Raw genomic sequence first — 15,791 nt, 5'->3', positions numbered from 1 at the left:
ACCTTAACGCACAATACCACGTTCAGATTGTTCTAAAGAATCAATTAAACGCTGCGCTTCTGCCACATTTGGCAAAATATCACTGCGAATTTGCTCAATGGCTTGCTCAGTGGTTAATCCAGATTTGTAAATAAGTTTAAAGGCTTCACGAAGACCTTGAATCACATCCTTCGACCAGCCTTTGCGACGCATTCCTTCCACATTCATTGCAAATGCATGAGCTGGATTGCCAGAAACCATAACATACGCAGGCACATCTTTAAGAATAAGCGATGCACCACCAATCATGCTATAAGAGTTAATTTTACAGAATTGGTGAATCCCTGAGTTTCCACCAACCACCACATAATCACCAACCTGTACGTGACCTGCCACACCCACATTATTGGCAAAAATATTGTGATCGCCCACCCTACAGTCATGCGCAATATGCGTATTGACCATAAGTAAGTTGTGACTACCAATTTTGGTCAGGCTATTGTCTTGCACCGTACCACGATGCAAACTACAGTGTTCACGAATTTTATTGTGATCACCAATTTCTAGCCAAGTTTCCTCACCTGCATATTTCAAGTCCTGACAGACCTCACCTACGCTAGCGAACTGGAAAATTTCATTGTGCTGACCAATACGGGTGTAACCACCAATCACAACATGCGAATGAAGTTTTGTACCCTCACCAATCGTTACATTTGGTCCAATAATACAATATGGACCAATCGTGACATCTGAAGCGATTACTGCAGATGAGTCAATAATAGCGGTTGGGTGAATGAGTGGGTTATTGCTCATGCTTACTCTGTTTTCTGATGCGAAACCATAATTTCCGCGGTTGCTGCGACGACGCCATCAACGGTGGCGATACAATTATATTTGTAAATGCCTCGTTTTTGCATAACTAATTCAGATTTTAATACAAGTTGATCGCCTGCAACGACTTGTTTTTTAAATCTAACTTTTTCTGCGCCTGCAAAAAGGAACAAAGACCCTGCGCAAGGTTTCTCATTATTCATGATAAAACCTAGAATGCCCGACACTTGTGCCATCGCTTCAACGATTAAAACACCCGGCATGATCGGATAATTCGGGAAGTGTCCTTGCAAGAATTCTTCATTGATTGATACGTTTTTATAGCCCACGATACCGTTATCAGTGACTTCTACAATGCGGTCAACCAATAAAAACGGATAACGATGGGGTAAATATTCACGAATGGTTTGAATGTGCATTGGCAATTCAGGTTTAGTGAAGGTGCTAGAATTCGACTCAGTCATCATAATTATTTACGCAATTTAAAAGTTGATTCAAGGGACTCAATTTGAGATTGCATATCATCAAGTCTTTTCACCAATTGGGTCAATGGCACATCTGCTAATTGTCTTAGCCGCACAACAGTACGTTTCCACTTTTGATTTTCAAACAAGCCAATACCAGACGAATATTTTCCTGATTCAGAAATATTATTTGTGACCATTGACATTCCTGTCAAAGTCACATTATCGGTAATATTTAAGTGCCCTGAAATTGCACTTCCACCACCAATGATACAGTTTTTGCCAATTGTCACACTTCCAGCCACGGCTGTTTTTGCGGCTATGGCCGTATGAGCCCCTAATTTGACGTTATGCGCGATTTGCACAAGGTTATCAATAATGACACCATCTTCCAAAATGGTATCATTTAGTGCACCACGATCTACGCTGCAATTCGAGCCAATACGAACATCATTACCAATAATCACCGAACCCAATTGCGCAATACGGTGCCATTTGCCTTGATAAGGTGCAAAGCCAAAGCCTTCACTACCAATTACAGTATTGGCATGTATACGCACGCGATCCCCAAGTTTGGCTTCCCCTGTTAATGTCACGTGTGAATCAATAAAACACTGTTGACCAATTTCGACAAAGTCATCAATTTTACAATGCGATTGCACAATCGTATTATCACCCACCACACAGTTTTCACCAATCACCACATAGTGACCAATATAGGCACTATCGGCAATCATGGCAGATGGATGAATTTGTGCAGTGCTTTCAATGCCACGTTGAGTATGTTTGCGCTCAAACACATGAGTCAGTATTGCAAAAGCCAAATACGGGTTATCCACCACAATAAAGTTATGATGGTTGTCTAACTCAGCTTGCAGTTGAGCGGTCACAATAAAAGCCCCCGCTTGGGAGTTACGTGCTTGTGCTAAATACTTATCGCCATTTACGAATGTAAGTTGGTCTGCTTGAGCACACTCAAGGCTTGCCAAACCTCGCAAACGTAAATCGGCCTGTCCAATGTATTGACCTTGAACTAGAGCAGCAATGTCTTCTAAGCGATAATATTGAGAACTCATTGATTATTTAATTGCGTTAACCTTTTGAATCATTTTATCAGTTAAATCATGCTTCGGGTCATAGGCAAGTGCTGAGTTTTTATTCAAAACCACATCTAAACCATTTTCTTTACGCAATTGCTCAGCAACTTGCTTTAAACGTGTTTCAAAACCATCGTTAATTTTCTGCAACTCTGCCTGAACACGGGTTTGAACAACTTGCTGCAAACCATTAAATTCTTTTAGCTTAGCTTGGAATTGGGTATTCATTTTTTGCTTTTCAGCGTCTGATAAATTCGTAGCCTGCTGCGCGCGTTGCTGCATGGTTTCTAATTCTTTTGTCAGTTGCTCAAGCTTAGTGGTTTGTGGTTTGACCGACTGCTGCAAAGCCAGATTTTGCTGTTTGAGATAACTGCTATTTTCTACAACACGCTCTAAACTTACCACACCATAGCCTGCAGCATGTGTCACTGTAGCCAGTGTAGATAAACCAAACAATGCCAAACTCAATATTGTTTTTTTCATATGCTACATCCTGTGTTTAAACGATCCAACACGGGTCGTACTTAGAAAGTACGACCAATTTCGAATTGGATATTTTTAGTGTCATCGCCATCTTTATCATTCAACGGATACGCATAGCTGAGTGACAATGGACCAATCATGGTAATCCAGGTAAAGCCTAGACCCACGCTATAACGCATTTCACCGAAGTCGAAGCCGTAATTGTCTTTACAATATTGACGTCCTTCTGAAGTAGCCTGAACATCACACTGGGTATCAAAAACTTGTGCACCTTCTGCAAAAATTACTGGACGGACTTGGCGTGTCCAATCTCCTTTAAACGGTACAGGTAAAGCTAATTCTGTACCAAATTGCACCAATGCATTACCGCCTACTTCTTCTGGAGATGGATCTTTTTGTCCGCGATCATTAAAATATACACCATCGTACTTTGGACCAAGCGTGCTGTTATCATAACCACGTACCGAACCGTAGCCACCTGCATAGAAGTTTTTATAGAACGGCAAATCATTACCAAAACCCAACTTACCGTAGCCACGCAAGACAAAATCATGGCCTAAAGGGAAATAAGCCTGTGCATCATAAGTCACTTTTTGGAATTCTACATCGCTACCTGGTAAGGCAATTTCAGCATTCACACGATGCGACATACCATTGGTTGGGAAAATCGGACGGTTCAAGGTGTTATACGACCAACCTAAGTTCAAGTTATAGGTTAAGAAATCACCTTTAAACTCAATACCTTTAGGATCAGACCAATTTGAACAAGTCGCACCTACTGGTAAATTAGCATCTAAACAATACGGCTCACTTTTAGTTGTTTTACCGTCATTCGCCAATAAATAATCTCGAACATAAGTCGAAACGTAAGGACCTGTGGTTACTTCAGTCTGGTCAATGTTTAAACCTGCACTAATGCTTTGGTTTTCATCAATTGGGTAACCGAAGTTAATGCCACCACCAAAACTGTCTGTCACATAGTTATTAACGTTATAGTCATCATCTAGTTTGGTTTTACGGTAGTACATGTTGTAACCACGACGCACACCATCAATTGTGAAGTAAGGATCGGTCACACTCAAGTTATAATAGTCTTGTGTTTCAGAACGTGATAAATCAATCGAAACTGCGTTACCTGTACCCAAGAAGTTGGTTTGGCTTAAACCCGCTTGGAACGTCACACCACCACTTTGCGAGAAACCTACGGCCAAAGTACTGGTACCTGAGTGCTGTTCTTCTACATTAACATTTAAGTCAATTTGGTCGGGCACGTTGGGAATACGCACAGGCTTAACATCAACCGTTTTAAAGAAACCTGTACGTTCTAAACGGACTTTAGATAAGTCGATTTTTTCATTACTTGCCAATGCGCCTTCCATTTGACGCATTTCACGACGGAGCACTTCATCGGCAGTTTTACTGTTACCAGCGAAGTTAATACGACGCACTGTAACTTGCTGACCTGGGTTAATGTAGTAGTTTAAATCGACTAGTTTCGTTTCTTTGTCAATTTGCGGCACAATATTTACTTCGGCATAGTAATAGCCTGCATTGCCATATTTACGCAGCAACAATTGTTTCACCGCATTCACTTTTTCTTGTGAATAGGTTTCACCATCTTTATAAATTTGCAGTGCTGTAAGTTCTTCAGGTTTGTATAAAGCATCGCCCAAGAACTTGCTTTCGCCAAACTTGAATTGCTCGCCCTCATCCACAGAAACTTCAACAAAAATATGCTTTTTATCTTCGCTCAAATTCAAGCTAGAGTTAGTGATATTGAAGTTGATATAACCTTTATTCAGATATAACGCACGTAATGCTTCCAAGCTTGCTGCCATTTTTTCGCGTGCATAGCGGTCATTACGGGTAACAATCGAACTCCAGCTACTTTCTTTAACTGCAAACGCTTGCTTAATGTCGCTTTCTTTAAATACCGTATTGCCAATGATGTTGATATCTACCACTTTGGCGGCTTTGCCTTCAACAAATTCTACGGTTAAATCTACACGGTTATTTGGACGTGCTGTGGTAATGACGCGTACATCTGCATCATAACGACCTTGCTGCATATACTGCTGTTCAAGCTCAGATTCTAAAGTTTGTAGTGCAGACTTTTTCAGCACTTCACCTTCAGCAACCCCCATTTTCTTTAAACCATCTTCCAATGCTTCTTTTGGAATAAGTTTGTTGCCTTTAAATTCAACCTTAGAAATGATTGGGCGCTCAACCACTCTAAACACTAAAGTGTCCGCTTCGCGACTGGCCTGAATGTCATCAAACAAACCTGTAGCATAGAGTGAGCGAATCGCATTGGCCAACACTGCTTCATTGACACGATCACCACTACTGATTGGAATCATTCCATAGACATTGGCTGGCGTTAAACGAACAAGACCATCTATTTTTATATCTCGTGCTATAAATTCATCTGCTGCATATACTTGTTGTGTTGCCGCCATTGCACTAACCAGTGCCAAGGGCATAAATAAATGTGTGTGCTGCATGCCAGTCTTTTCCAGTGTTAAATTTATTTCGTATCTACGTTGTTACAAACGCATAATGTCATTAAATAATGCGAGGAACATCATACTTCCAAGCAGTACCATACCAATTTTTAAACCAACTAATTGTATTTGTTCAGAAACAGGTTTTCCACGAATCAGCTCGATAAAATAATAAACTAAATGCCCGCCATCCAACATTGGAATTGGCAATAAATTTAGAATTCCTAAGCTTACGCTCATAAGTGCCATAAAGGAAATAAAAGTTTGCCACCCCATTTCTGCACTTTGTCCTGCAACTTTAGCAATCGTAATTGGGCCAGATAAGTTATCTAAACCAATTAAACCACGTACCATTTTGACAATAGAGTTCAAAATCATGCTAGACAGCTGACCTGTTTTATCTACCGCCATAAATAAAGCTTCACTCGGGCTATATTGAATGGTTTGCTTATAATCTTCTGGAATGACAATTTTTCCAGGATCACTTTGCACACCCAATACACCCGAAACATTACCCATGTTATCGCGTTTACCTTGTGGCATTACTTGCAGTTGCACCACTTGATTATTACGCAGTACATCTACTTTCAGTAATTTTTCTGGCGATGCCTGAACCACTTGTACCACATCGTACCAGTCATTCATTTTTACGCCATCAATCGCGATAATTTGATCACCTACTTGCATGCCTTGACGAATGGCCGCACCATCTTCACTTAACTTGCTGACAATTGCAGGAATTTGTGGACGATACGGTGTAAAACCCAAGACATCTAAAGGCGATTGAGATTGATCATTTAAGAAATTTTGAATGGGTAAGCTAAATGTTTTGATTTCACCTGCACGTTCAGCCTGTACCTGAATTTTGTCTGTTTCACCTACACGATCCACCAAGGCAAAGTTCAGCTTTTCCCATGTTGTCACAGGGGTACCGTCAATGGCGGTAATCTTATCACCTACTTGCATTTGCGCTGCCGCCGCAGGTGTATCTGCCAGCACCTTACCCACTCGGGTATTCAACTGTTCTTGAGCGGGTAGAAATAATATCCAGAACAACAAAATGGCAAAAATCAGGTTAATTAACGGCCCTGCTGCCACAATCGCAATACGTTTCCACGGAGGCTGACGATTAAAGGCATAAGGTAAGTCTTCTTCTGCAACATTTCCTTCGCGTTCATCCAGCATTTTGACATAGCCACCCAAAGGCAGTGCCGAAAGCTGATATTGAATCCCCGATTTTTTTGACGTCCATTTTAAAATGGTTGGTCCAAAGCCTATGGAATACACCAAAACTTTGACACCTAATTTACGTGCAACAAAGTAGTGCCCAAACTCATGAATTGCAATTAAAGGTCCTAGCAAAAGAATCGCTGCAACCACAATAAATAAGGCACTCATGCTTTAGCTTCCTTTATTCAATACAAAATGCTGTGCAACAGTACGGGCATTTTGGTCTGCCTGCAAAATCAGTTCAATACTTTCTGCAGCGGAATTTTGTATTTGGTTCAAGGTGTGCTCAACCACTGTCGCAATATCGGTGAAACGAATTTTTTGCTGCAAGAATGCTGCAACTGCAATTTCGTTTGCTGCATTTAATATAGTAGCTGCCAAACCACCTTCTTGCATGGCTTGACGTGCCAAACTTAACGCAGGAAAAAGGGTGGTATCGGGTGCTTGAAAATCAAGCTGATGATTGACAAACAAATCTAAAGGCGGAACATGCGTTTGGATACGCTGCGGCCATGCCAAAGCATGCGCAATTGGCGTACACATATCAGGATTACCCATTTGCGCCAAAGTTGAACCATCCACATATTGAACCATGGAATGAATAATACTCTGTGGATGAACCACAACTGTAACAAAGTGTTCTGAAATTGCAAAAAGATGACACGCTTCGATTAATTCCAAACCTTTATTCATTAAGGTCGCAGAATCTACCGATATTTTTTGTCCCATAGACCAATTTGGATGTTTGCAGGCTTGTGCAGGAGTAACGTGTTGTAACTCTTCTAGGCTGTGGTTTAAAAATGGACCGCCAGAAGCAGTCAGTAAAATTTGTGATACGCCTAACCGAGGCTGTCCATTTCTTTCGGTTTGTAAATAATGTTCAGGCAAACATTGAAAAATCGCGTTATGTTCAGAATCTACAGGCAATATCAAAGCACCATGTTCACGTGCCGCCTGCATCATGATGTCACCCGACATCACCAAGGCTTCTTTATTGGCCAATAACACACGCTTACCCGCTTTAACCGCAGCCAGTGTAGGCAATAAGCCTGCAGCACCAACAATAGCTGCCATCACCACATCCACTTCAGGATGTTCGGCAACTGCGATTAGACCCGCTTCATCGCTTAAAATTTCAATCCCTGAAATGTGTTGCTGTGCAAGTAATTGCTGCAATTCATCAACTTTTACCGCAGGTACAACCACAATTTTTGGATGATACTGTTTGCATATTTGAACCAGTTCTTGAATTCGGCTATGTGCCGTCACGGCAAAAACTGAATACTGCTCAGGATGTTGTTGCAGTACTTTTAGGGTGCTTTGTCCAATTGAACCTGTCACACCCAAGATACAAACAGCTTGTGACATTTATAAATCTACGCCAATAAGTTTTAAAACATACATACCCGCAGCAAAAATTGGAGCTGCTGCAAGCAAAGAATCAATCCGATCGAGCACACCGCCATGACCTGGCAAGACTCGCCCAGAGTCTTTAATACCTGCACGGCGCTTGATCATGGATTCAAATAAATCACCCAATACTGAGCTAAATACCGTAATTAACGAAAGAATCAAAAATAAAATATGTTGTGCCAAAGTTAGGTCCAAATACACCACTTCTACAACAATCACAATCAGCATGGCTGTAAACACACCGCCATATAAGCCTTCTACTGACTTGTTTGGACTGACATTTGGTGCAAGTTTTTTCTTGCCTAGTTTGCGCCCAACAAAATAAGCCCCCGAGTCTGCACCCCAAACCAACAAGAACAGGTACATTAACCACCACGGTGAACTGTTCCATACGGAAAAAATTGCAGTTACCGCAGCAGAAATTAAAATAAAACCAATAAAGCTTAAGTTTGGGTTATACCATGCATCGTATTCTGGATAAGACTTGACCCAATAAATGCTGAGTAACCATGTCAAAATAGAGGCTGCCCAAAGTAATAAGGCAATATCACGAAAATAAAGCGCCGTTGCTGCCAAAGCGGCAGTCAATACACCAAAACCCCAAGCCACAGGCTTAAGGACGTATTTAGTTTTTCTTGGCATGAGTTTAAACCACTCATAGCCCGCAACCCCTGCTGCAACAATCATCAGCATAAACATTGGATAATGAGACTGAGTTGCAAACATGCAACTCAATACTACAGCAACCAATACTAATGCGGTAATAATCCGCTCTAACATGTATTAATTCTCAATTTTCTCTTGTTGAATTTGCTCAGAAGTTTTACCAAAACGGCGTTCACGACCACCAAATACTGCTAGTGCATCGTCAAATTCTTCTATACTAAATTCAGGCCACAAGGTTTGGGTAAAATACAATTCAGCATACGCAGCTTGCCAAAGTAAAAAGTTAGACAATCTAAAATCGCCGCCTGTACGAATCAGAAGATCTACAGGTGGTAAGTCTGCCAGACTGACATATTGACCAAACAAATGTGTATCTATCTGTTCAATTTCGATTTTATTTGCCACAACATCTGCTGCAATTTGTTTCGCAGCTTGTGCCATATCCCACATACCACCATAACTAATGGCAATTGTGAGTGTCATGCAATTGAAATTAGCAGTCCTTTGTTCAGCATGCAACATTAACTCGCGCAAATGCGGTGACAAACGTGAACGGTCACCAATAAAACGTAAGGCAATATTGAATTTTTCCATGCGTGGAAGTTGCTCATGAATTGTGGTTTCCAGCAATTGCATGAGTAAATCCACTTCAAACTGTGGACGGTTCCAGTTTTCACTCGAAAAAGCAAAAACGGTTAAAGCTTGAATATGTTTTTTTCTACAGTGTTCAACAATCGGGTCAAGCACATCTTTGCCAGAGCGATGTCCTTCCCCTTTTTGCATTTGATTTTTTTTTGCAAAACGATTGTTGCCATCCATAATGATGGCAACATGTTTTGGCAAAGACAAACAGTCTTCAGATGTGGTCATTGATTAGACCTTCATCAACTCAGCTTCTTTTGCAGCAAGACGCTTATCTACTTCTGCAACGTATTTATCTGTGATTTTTTGGATGTCATCTGCTGCGCGACGTTCATCATCTTCAGAAATTTCTTTTTCTTTCAATAATGCTTTAATGTCGCCCAATACATCACGACGAATGTTACGAATCGCGACTTTGGCATTTTCAGCCTCAGAACGCGCCACTTTTTGCATGTCACGACGAGTTTCTTCCGTCAATGCAGCAAGCGGTACACGAATTGCATCTGCTGTAATTGGGTTTAAACCCAAATCTGACTCACGAATGGCTTTATCAATTGCAGACACCATTGAACGCTCAAATGGCTGAACCAATAAGGTACGTGAATCTTCTACACCAATGTTAGCAACTTGGTTTAATGGCACATCGGAACCGTAGTAAGAAACCATCACACCATTTAAAATAGATGGATGTGCACGACCTGTACGCACTTTGGCAAAACCATGTTCTAAAGACTCTAAAGTCTTGCTCATACGTTCTTCGCTGTCTTTTTTAAGATCGTTAATCATAAGATCTTCCTTACTGTATTCTAAAATTTGAGTCAAAATATAGGGTTAAATTAGTCTGTAGTATAAAGAGCTTTCAGGCTCACGTACATTAGTTCGTAACGTGAGTCCCTTCTTTTTCACCCATAACCACAGAAAGCAACGCACCTGCTTTATTCATATCAAATACTTGTAGCGGCACATTGTGGTCGCGGCATAAGCAGATTGCAGTTAAATCCATCACACCTAATTTCTCATCTAAAACTTGGTCAAATGTAAGCGTGTCATATTTCACCGCATCTTCGTATTTACTTGGATCTTTATTATATACGCCATCTACTTTGGTCGCTTTTAAGATTAGGTTGGCTTCAATTTCGATACCACGTAAACATGCTGCTGTATCTGTAGTAAAGAATGGATTGCCTGTACCAGCGACAAACACGCACACTTCACCTTGCGTCAGGTGACGAATCGCATCACGGCTTGAATAAGACTCAACCACTGTACCAATAGGCAATGCCGACATTAAACGGGTTTTGATGTTACGGCGCACCAAAGCATCACGCATGGCTAAACCATTCATCACCGTTGCCAACATCCCCATTTGGTCGCCTGTTACACGGCCGACTAAACCATCTTTTTGTAATTGGCTGCCGCGGTATAAGTTACCACCACCGACAACAATACCAACTTCCACACCTAAACCAACCAAGTGTGCAATTGCCAAAGACATTTGATCGAGCACTTGCGCATCAATCCCCATGTCTTTATTACCAGCAAGCGCTTCACCCGATAGTTTCAACAAGATACGTGCATAACGTGGCTTTTTTGAATCTAACATTGTTATTACTCCAATTCTAAATTCTAAACTTTAATTTTTTACAATCTATATGGCTTATAGCTTGCAAGCCTAATCTGCAAAGCATTATGCAGATTTGAGCTGAATCAGCTTGGCAAATAAGTCGTATTCATCGGCATCGGTGATTTCAACCTCAAGTAAATCACCTGCTTTAATCACGCTCTTGTCAACATCTTCTACAAAGACGTTGCCATCAATTTCTGGCGCGTCTGCATAAGAGCGTGCCACTGCGACTGGAAATTCGTCTTCCAAATCATCCACCAACACGGTCATAGTTTGACCAATACGTTTTTGCAGTTTGGATGCCGATATTTCTTGTTGAACCTGCATAAAACGCTCATAGCGTTCTTGCTTAATTTCTTCTGGCACATGATCAGGCAAGTCGTTTGCTGCCGCACCTTCAACAGGTGAATAAGTAAAGCAACCAACACGGTCTAATTGCGCTTCTTTTAGCCAATCAAGCAAAATTTGGAAATCTTCTTCTGTTTCGCCAGGGAAGCCCACCACAAAGGTTGAACGAATCACCAACTCAGGGCATTTTTCACGCCAGAGTTTTAAACGCTCTAAGGTGTTTTCGCTGTGCGCAGGTCGCTTCATCAACTTTAATACTTTCGGGCTAGCGTGTTGGAATGGAATATCCAAATAAGGCAGAATTTTGCCTTGCGCCATTAAATCAATTACAGCATCCACATGTGGATATGGATAGACATAGTGCAAGCGCACCCAAATACCCAATTGACCTAAAGCTTCACACATATCGTAAAATTTGGTTTTAACAGGTTGACCGTTCCAAAAGTCCAATTTGTATTTGGTATCTACACCGTAAGCAGAAGTGTCTTGAGAAATTACCAGTACTTCTTTTACACCTGCACGTTTCAGTGCCGCAGCTTCTTCTAATACCGAACCCACGGGACGCGAAACCAAATCGCCACGCATACTTGGAATAATGCAGAAAGTACAGCGATGGTTACAGCCTTCTGAAATTTTAAGATAGGCATAATGTTTAGGCGTCAAACGAATGCCTTGCTCAGGTACCAAATCAATAAATGGATTATGCTTTGGGGGCTCAGGAACATATTGATGCACTGCTTCCATCACGTCCTGATAAGCCGCTGCACCAGTAACTTTTAATACATTCGGATGCATTTGACGAATTTTATCTTCATCTTTACCCAAACAACCTGTCACAATGACACGACCGTTCGCATTCATGGCTTCGCCAATTGCGTCTAAGGACTCTTGTACTGCAGATTCAATAAAACCACATGTATTGACAACAACTAAGTCTGCACCTTCATAATCAGACGCGACATCATAACCTTCAGTTTTTAACTGAGTTAAAATTCGTTCGGAATCTACCAATGCCTTAGGACAACCTAAAGAAACAAAACCGACTTTGGGGGATTTCATAGAATCTGCACTCCACTAGAATGCGCGTATTGTATGACTTTTCTTTGCATAAAAATAGAGAAATAGCCGACTCTTTGCATAATGCACCAAAATACAACCATTCAGGCTCAATGATTTAAATATTGCACTATTTTAATGCACTTTTTATTTACAGTGTTTCAATTATCCGTTATATCTTGAAAATTCAGTCCTGTTCCTGCGCATTTTGCCGATTCTTCGGTGATGAATGCACTAAAAACGAAAAGTTGGCGTGCATTTTGCTTAATTCGCCTCAATTCGATCCAAATTCGGAACATGGCTGAACACATGACAATGCCCTTGCACAATATTTCTTACAGGAAGCATTCAGGAATGGATCAGACCGAGCGCATTGACTACCGTCTTTTGGTAGATAACCTCAGCACTGCAATTTTACTGGTTGATCGTGACCTGAATATTTTTTATTTAAACTCATCTTGTGAAGCTTTATTTGATATCAGCTTAATTCGGGCTTCGGGGCTACCTGTTTTAAATTTGCTGCACACGCCTGATGATGAGTTCAATACTCAAGAGGCGTTTCTCAATACCATCAACACAGGTCAGCCTTATACCCGCCGTGAAGCAACCATTAATGTCAATTTTAAAGATATTCATGTCGATTACACTGCATCACAGTTAAACGCAGGCAAGCCTTATCATCCACTTTTGCTGATTGAATTAAATCCGATTGATCGGATGCTCAAAATTTCTAAAGAAGAAAACTTTATTCAACAGCATCAGGTTGCACGTCAGCTAGTTCGTGGTGTAGCACATGAAATTAAAAACCCGCTTGCAGGAATTCGTGGCGCGACACAACTGTTAGCGCGAAGTTTAAATGACCCAAAATATGATGAATTTACCGACATTATTATTAGCGAAGTAGATCGTCTAAGAAATTTGGCCGATACCATGCTCGGTTCACGCCAACTACCAAGCTATGAACTGGTCAATATTCACGAGCCTTTGGAACGGGTACGCAGCCTGATTGTCAATCAAACGAAAAGCAAAATAAATATTATCCGCGATTATGACCTTTCTTTACCCGAAGTTATGGCAGACCGCGATCAATTGATTCAAGTCATGCTGAATATTTGCGCCAATGCAGTACAAGCCATGACCGAACATCCCGATTTCTTTACCGAGCATCGACCTGAATTGATTTTAAGAACTCGTATTCAACGCTTGGTTACCATTAATGGTGTGCTGAATCGTTCTACCGTACGTGTTGATATTGAAGATAACGGCCCAGGCGTACCTGAAGACATTTTAGAGTCCGTGTTTTATCCATTGGTGACTGGACGCGCAAACGGTACAGGACTTGGTTTGAGCATCGCACAAAATATTATGCATCAACATAACGGAATGATTGAATGCCAATCCATTCCAGGAAAAACAATATTTAGCTTATATTTACCTTGGGAGGCGAGTCATGTCGCGAAATAAAATTTGGGTGATTGATGATGACCGTGCAATGCGCTGGGTACTGGAAAAAACTTTTAGAGAAGAAGGTTTTGAAGTCACCAGTTTTGAAGAAGCACAGTCTGCGCTAGATGAGTTAAACCAAGATGCACCTGATGTAATTTTGACCGACATTCGCATGCCTGGAATTGATGGTTTAACTTTTCTTGGCAAAGTCAAAACCAGTTATCCTGACTTACCTGTAATTATTATGACAGCACACTCCGATTTAGAATCGGCAGTATCTAGTTATCAAACAGGTGCATTTGAATACTTACCTAAGCCTTTTGATATTGATGAAGCACTCGCTTTAGTCAATCGTGCAATTTTGCATATCACCAAATTACAACAGCAAGAATCTGCAAAATCGACAGTACAGCACATTCAATCTACAGAAATTATTGGTGAATCACCTGCTATGCAGGAAGTGTTTCGTGCGATTGGTCGTTTATCTCAGTCACACATTACTGTGCTCATTAATGGCGAATCAGGGACTGGCAAAGAGTTGGTAGCGCATGCACTGCATCGCCACTCACCACGTAGCAGCAAACCCTTTATTGCACTAAATATGGCCGCCATTCCGAAAGATTTGATTGAAACCGAACTTTTTGGACATGAAAAAGGTGCATTTACAGGTGCCAATACACAACGTCAGGGGCGCTTTGAACAAGCCAACGGTGGCACCCTATTCTTAGATGAAATTGGCGATATGCCTTTTGAAACCCAAACCCGTTTATTGCGCGTATTGGCAGATGGTGAATTTTATCGGGTCGGTGGGCATATTCCTGTCAAAGTGGATGTACGAATTGTCGCAGCAACGCATCAGGATTTGGAAAAACTGGTTCAAGATGGGCGCTTTCGTGAAGACTTATATCATCGTCTAAACGTCATTCGGATTCATATCCCTAAACTGGCACATCGCAGTGAAGATATTCCAATGTTAGCACAACACTTTTTGGCACGTGCAGGCAAAGAGTTAGGTGTAAGTCCAAAAATATTACGTCCTGAAACAGTTGAATATATGCAGCAATTACCGTGGCAAGGTAACGTGCGCCAGCTGGAAAACACCTGTCGCTGGCTTACAGTGATGATTACAGGACGTGAAGTCTATCCTGAAGATTTACCAACAGAACTCAAGCAAATTCCAATTGAAAAGTTAGCTGAACATTCTGCGCTTCATGTGGCAGATCGGGTATCTATGCAGCATTGGGATGAATTACTTGGGCAATGGGCAGTACAAAAGCTGAAAAATGGCGAAATGAAACTTCTAGATATCGCCATTCCAATGTTTGAACGCACCTTGATTAATGCCGCACTACAACAAACCCGTGGACGTAAACGTCATGCCGCCGAGCTATTGGGTTGGGGACGTAATACTTTGACGCGAAAACTCAAAGAGTTAGGAATGGACAGTGCTGACGATGAAATAGAAGAAGATATTGAGAGCTAAGCGCGAATCAAATATCTAAAGTTTGTTAACAATTCATCATCACAATATAGGGAAATTCAACTGTGGAATTTCCCTATTCTTTATATCTTAAACTCTCAAATGAAGTTTAATTAGGCAACAGTAAATCCGACATAGCGTGATAAACCTTGCACACCTAAATCAGTTTTAAAAATCAAATATTGCGGATAGCGACTTGAAGTTAGTTCTTGCCACATATCTAATTGATCATCATGTGCATGAATTTCATCCACACTGCGTAGCATACTTTGCTCAAACACATCTGAGGCATATTCAAAACCCAAATCCATTGCCACAAACAAAGTATGCTCACAAGGCTGAATATATTGTTCTTCTGCCCAATCAATTACAGCATGTTGGCAATGCGGGCAAAGTAAATTTTCAGTCGCAGGCGTATTCAGTTCAATAAGTTGATATGGCATAGAGCAGCATCACCAATAGTAAATAGATAAACAAGAAATCTGTTTTGCATCATAACAAGCAATTTCTATATTTTGCGCTAAGCAC

At 41.1% G+C, this 15,791-nt stretch carries 15 protein-coding genes; 2 read left to right on the top strand and 13 right to left on the bottom strand.

Annotated elements, in window-relative coordinates; genetic code table 11:
- Positions 1-3 precede the first annotated feature (3 nt).
- The 12 genes from lpxA to rimO form a co-directional block, all read right to left on the bottom strand.
- On the bottom strand, positions 4-792 hold the full coding sequence (gene lpxA, locus AC0T5Z_RS06420; protein ID WP_291334144.1) for an acyl-ACP--UDP-N-acetylglucosamine O-acyltransferase: 789 nt from the start codon (positions 790-792) through the stop codon (positions 4-6).
- Positions 793-794: 2 nt separating this feature from the next.
- Complete coding sequence (gene fabZ, locus AC0T5Z_RS06415; RefSeq protein ID WP_414630569.1) at positions 795-1,277, bottom strand: 3-hydroxyacyl-ACP dehydratase FabZ; 483 nt, start codon at positions 1,275-1,277, stop codon at positions 795-797.
- A 2-nt stretch (positions 1,278-1,279) separates the two neighbouring features.
- On the bottom strand, positions 1,280-2,350 hold the full coding sequence (lpxD, locus tag AC0T5Z_RS06410; protein WP_435336905.1) for a UDP-3-O-(3-hydroxymyristoyl)glucosamine N-acyltransferase: 1,071 nt from the start codon (positions 2,348-2,350) through the stop codon (positions 1,280-1,282).
- A gap of 3 nt (positions 2,351-2,353) precedes the next feature.
- Positions 2,354-2,854 (bottom strand): OmpH/Skp family outer membrane protein, encoded by a 501-nt coding sequence (locus AC0T5Z_RS06405; RefSeq protein WP_435336906.1) that lies wholly within the window; start codon positions 2,852-2,854, stop codon positions 2,354-2,356.
- Positions 2,855-2,895: 41 nt separating this feature from the next.
- Positions 2,896-5,358: an outer membrane protein assembly factor BamA gene (gene bamA, locus AC0T5Z_RS06400; RefSeq protein ID WP_435336907.1), complete on the bottom strand. Its 2,463-nt coding sequence runs from the start codon at positions 5,356-5,358 to the stop codon at positions 2,896-2,898.
- 42 nt (positions 5,359-5,400) lie between these two features.
- Positions 5,401-6,756 carry an RIP metalloprotease RseP gene (gene rseP / locus AC0T5Z_RS06395; protein WP_435336908.1) on the bottom strand — a complete coding sequence of 452 codons (1,356 nt, stop codon included), beginning with the start codon at positions 6,754-6,756 and terminating at the stop codon, positions 5,401-5,403.
- Positions 6,757-6,759: 3 nt separating this feature from the next.
- Positions 6,760-7,956 carry a 1-deoxy-D-xylulose-5-phosphate reductoisomerase gene (gene ispC / locus AC0T5Z_RS06390; protein WP_435336909.1) on the bottom strand — a complete coding sequence of 399 codons (1,197 nt, stop codon included), beginning with the start codon at positions 7,954-7,956 and terminating at the stop codon, positions 6,760-6,762.
- Positions 7,957-8,781: a phosphatidate cytidylyltransferase gene (locus tag AC0T5Z_RS06385; RefSeq protein ID WP_435336910.1), complete on the bottom strand. Its 825-nt coding sequence runs from the start codon at positions 8,779-8,781 to the stop codon at positions 7,957-7,959.
- Between the two features lie 3 nt (positions 8,782-8,784).
- Positions 8,785-9,537, bottom strand: a complete 753-nt coding sequence (gene uppS / locus AC0T5Z_RS06380) for a polyprenyl diphosphate synthase (RefSeq protein WP_291334128.1) — start codon at positions 9,535-9,537, stop codon at positions 8,785-8,787.
- A 3-nt stretch (positions 9,538-9,540) separates the two neighbouring features.
- Entirely contained in the window at positions 9,541-10,095 is a 555-nt protein-coding gene (gene frr / locus AC0T5Z_RS06375; protein ID WP_004976711.1) for a ribosome recycling factor, read from the bottom strand.
- An 88-nt stretch (positions 10,096-10,183) separates the two neighbouring features.
- Complete coding sequence (gene pyrH, locus AC0T5Z_RS06370; protein ID WP_019836498.1) at positions 10,184-10,912, bottom strand: UMP kinase; 729 nt, start codon at positions 10,910-10,912, stop codon at positions 10,184-10,186.
- Between the two features lie 84 nt (positions 10,913-10,996).
- The gene (rimO, locus tag AC0T5Z_RS06365; protein WP_435336911.1) at positions 10,997-12,340 is read right to left on the bottom strand and encodes a 30S ribosomal protein S12 methylthiotransferase RimO; all 1,344 of its coding nucleotides are present in this window, start codon (positions 12,338-12,340) and stop codon (positions 10,997-10,999) included.
- Positions 12,341-12,691: 351 nt separating this feature from the next.
- On the opposite strand from rimO, the gene glnL reads away from it, so the two are divergent.
- On the top strand, positions 12,692-13,801 hold the full coding sequence (gene glnL / locus AC0T5Z_RS06360) for a nitrogen regulation protein NR(II) (protein WP_435336912.1): 1,110 nt from the start codon (positions 12,692-12,694) through the stop codon (positions 13,799-13,801).
- Positions 13,788-15,266, top strand: a complete 1,479-nt coding sequence (glnG, locus tag AC0T5Z_RS06355; protein ID WP_291334118.1) for a nitrogen regulation protein NR(I) — start codon at positions 13,788-13,790, stop codon at positions 15,264-15,266. The genes glnL and glnG overlap by 14 nt, the downstream gene beginning before the upstream one ends.
- A gap of 110 nt (positions 15,267-15,376) precedes the next feature.
- Here the strand turns inward: glnG and AC0T5Z_RS06350 are convergent, their stop codons facing one another.
- Positions 15,377-15,706, bottom strand: coding sequence for a hypothetical protein (locus AC0T5Z_RS06350; protein WP_291334116.1), 330 nt, complete (start codon positions 15,704-15,706; stop codon positions 15,377-15,379).
- Positions 15,707-15,791: the final 85 nt, after the last annotated feature.

This window comes from Acinetobacter pengchengensis, assembly GCF_982235305.1.
This window is presented reverse-complemented; position numbering and strand designations above follow the sequence as displayed.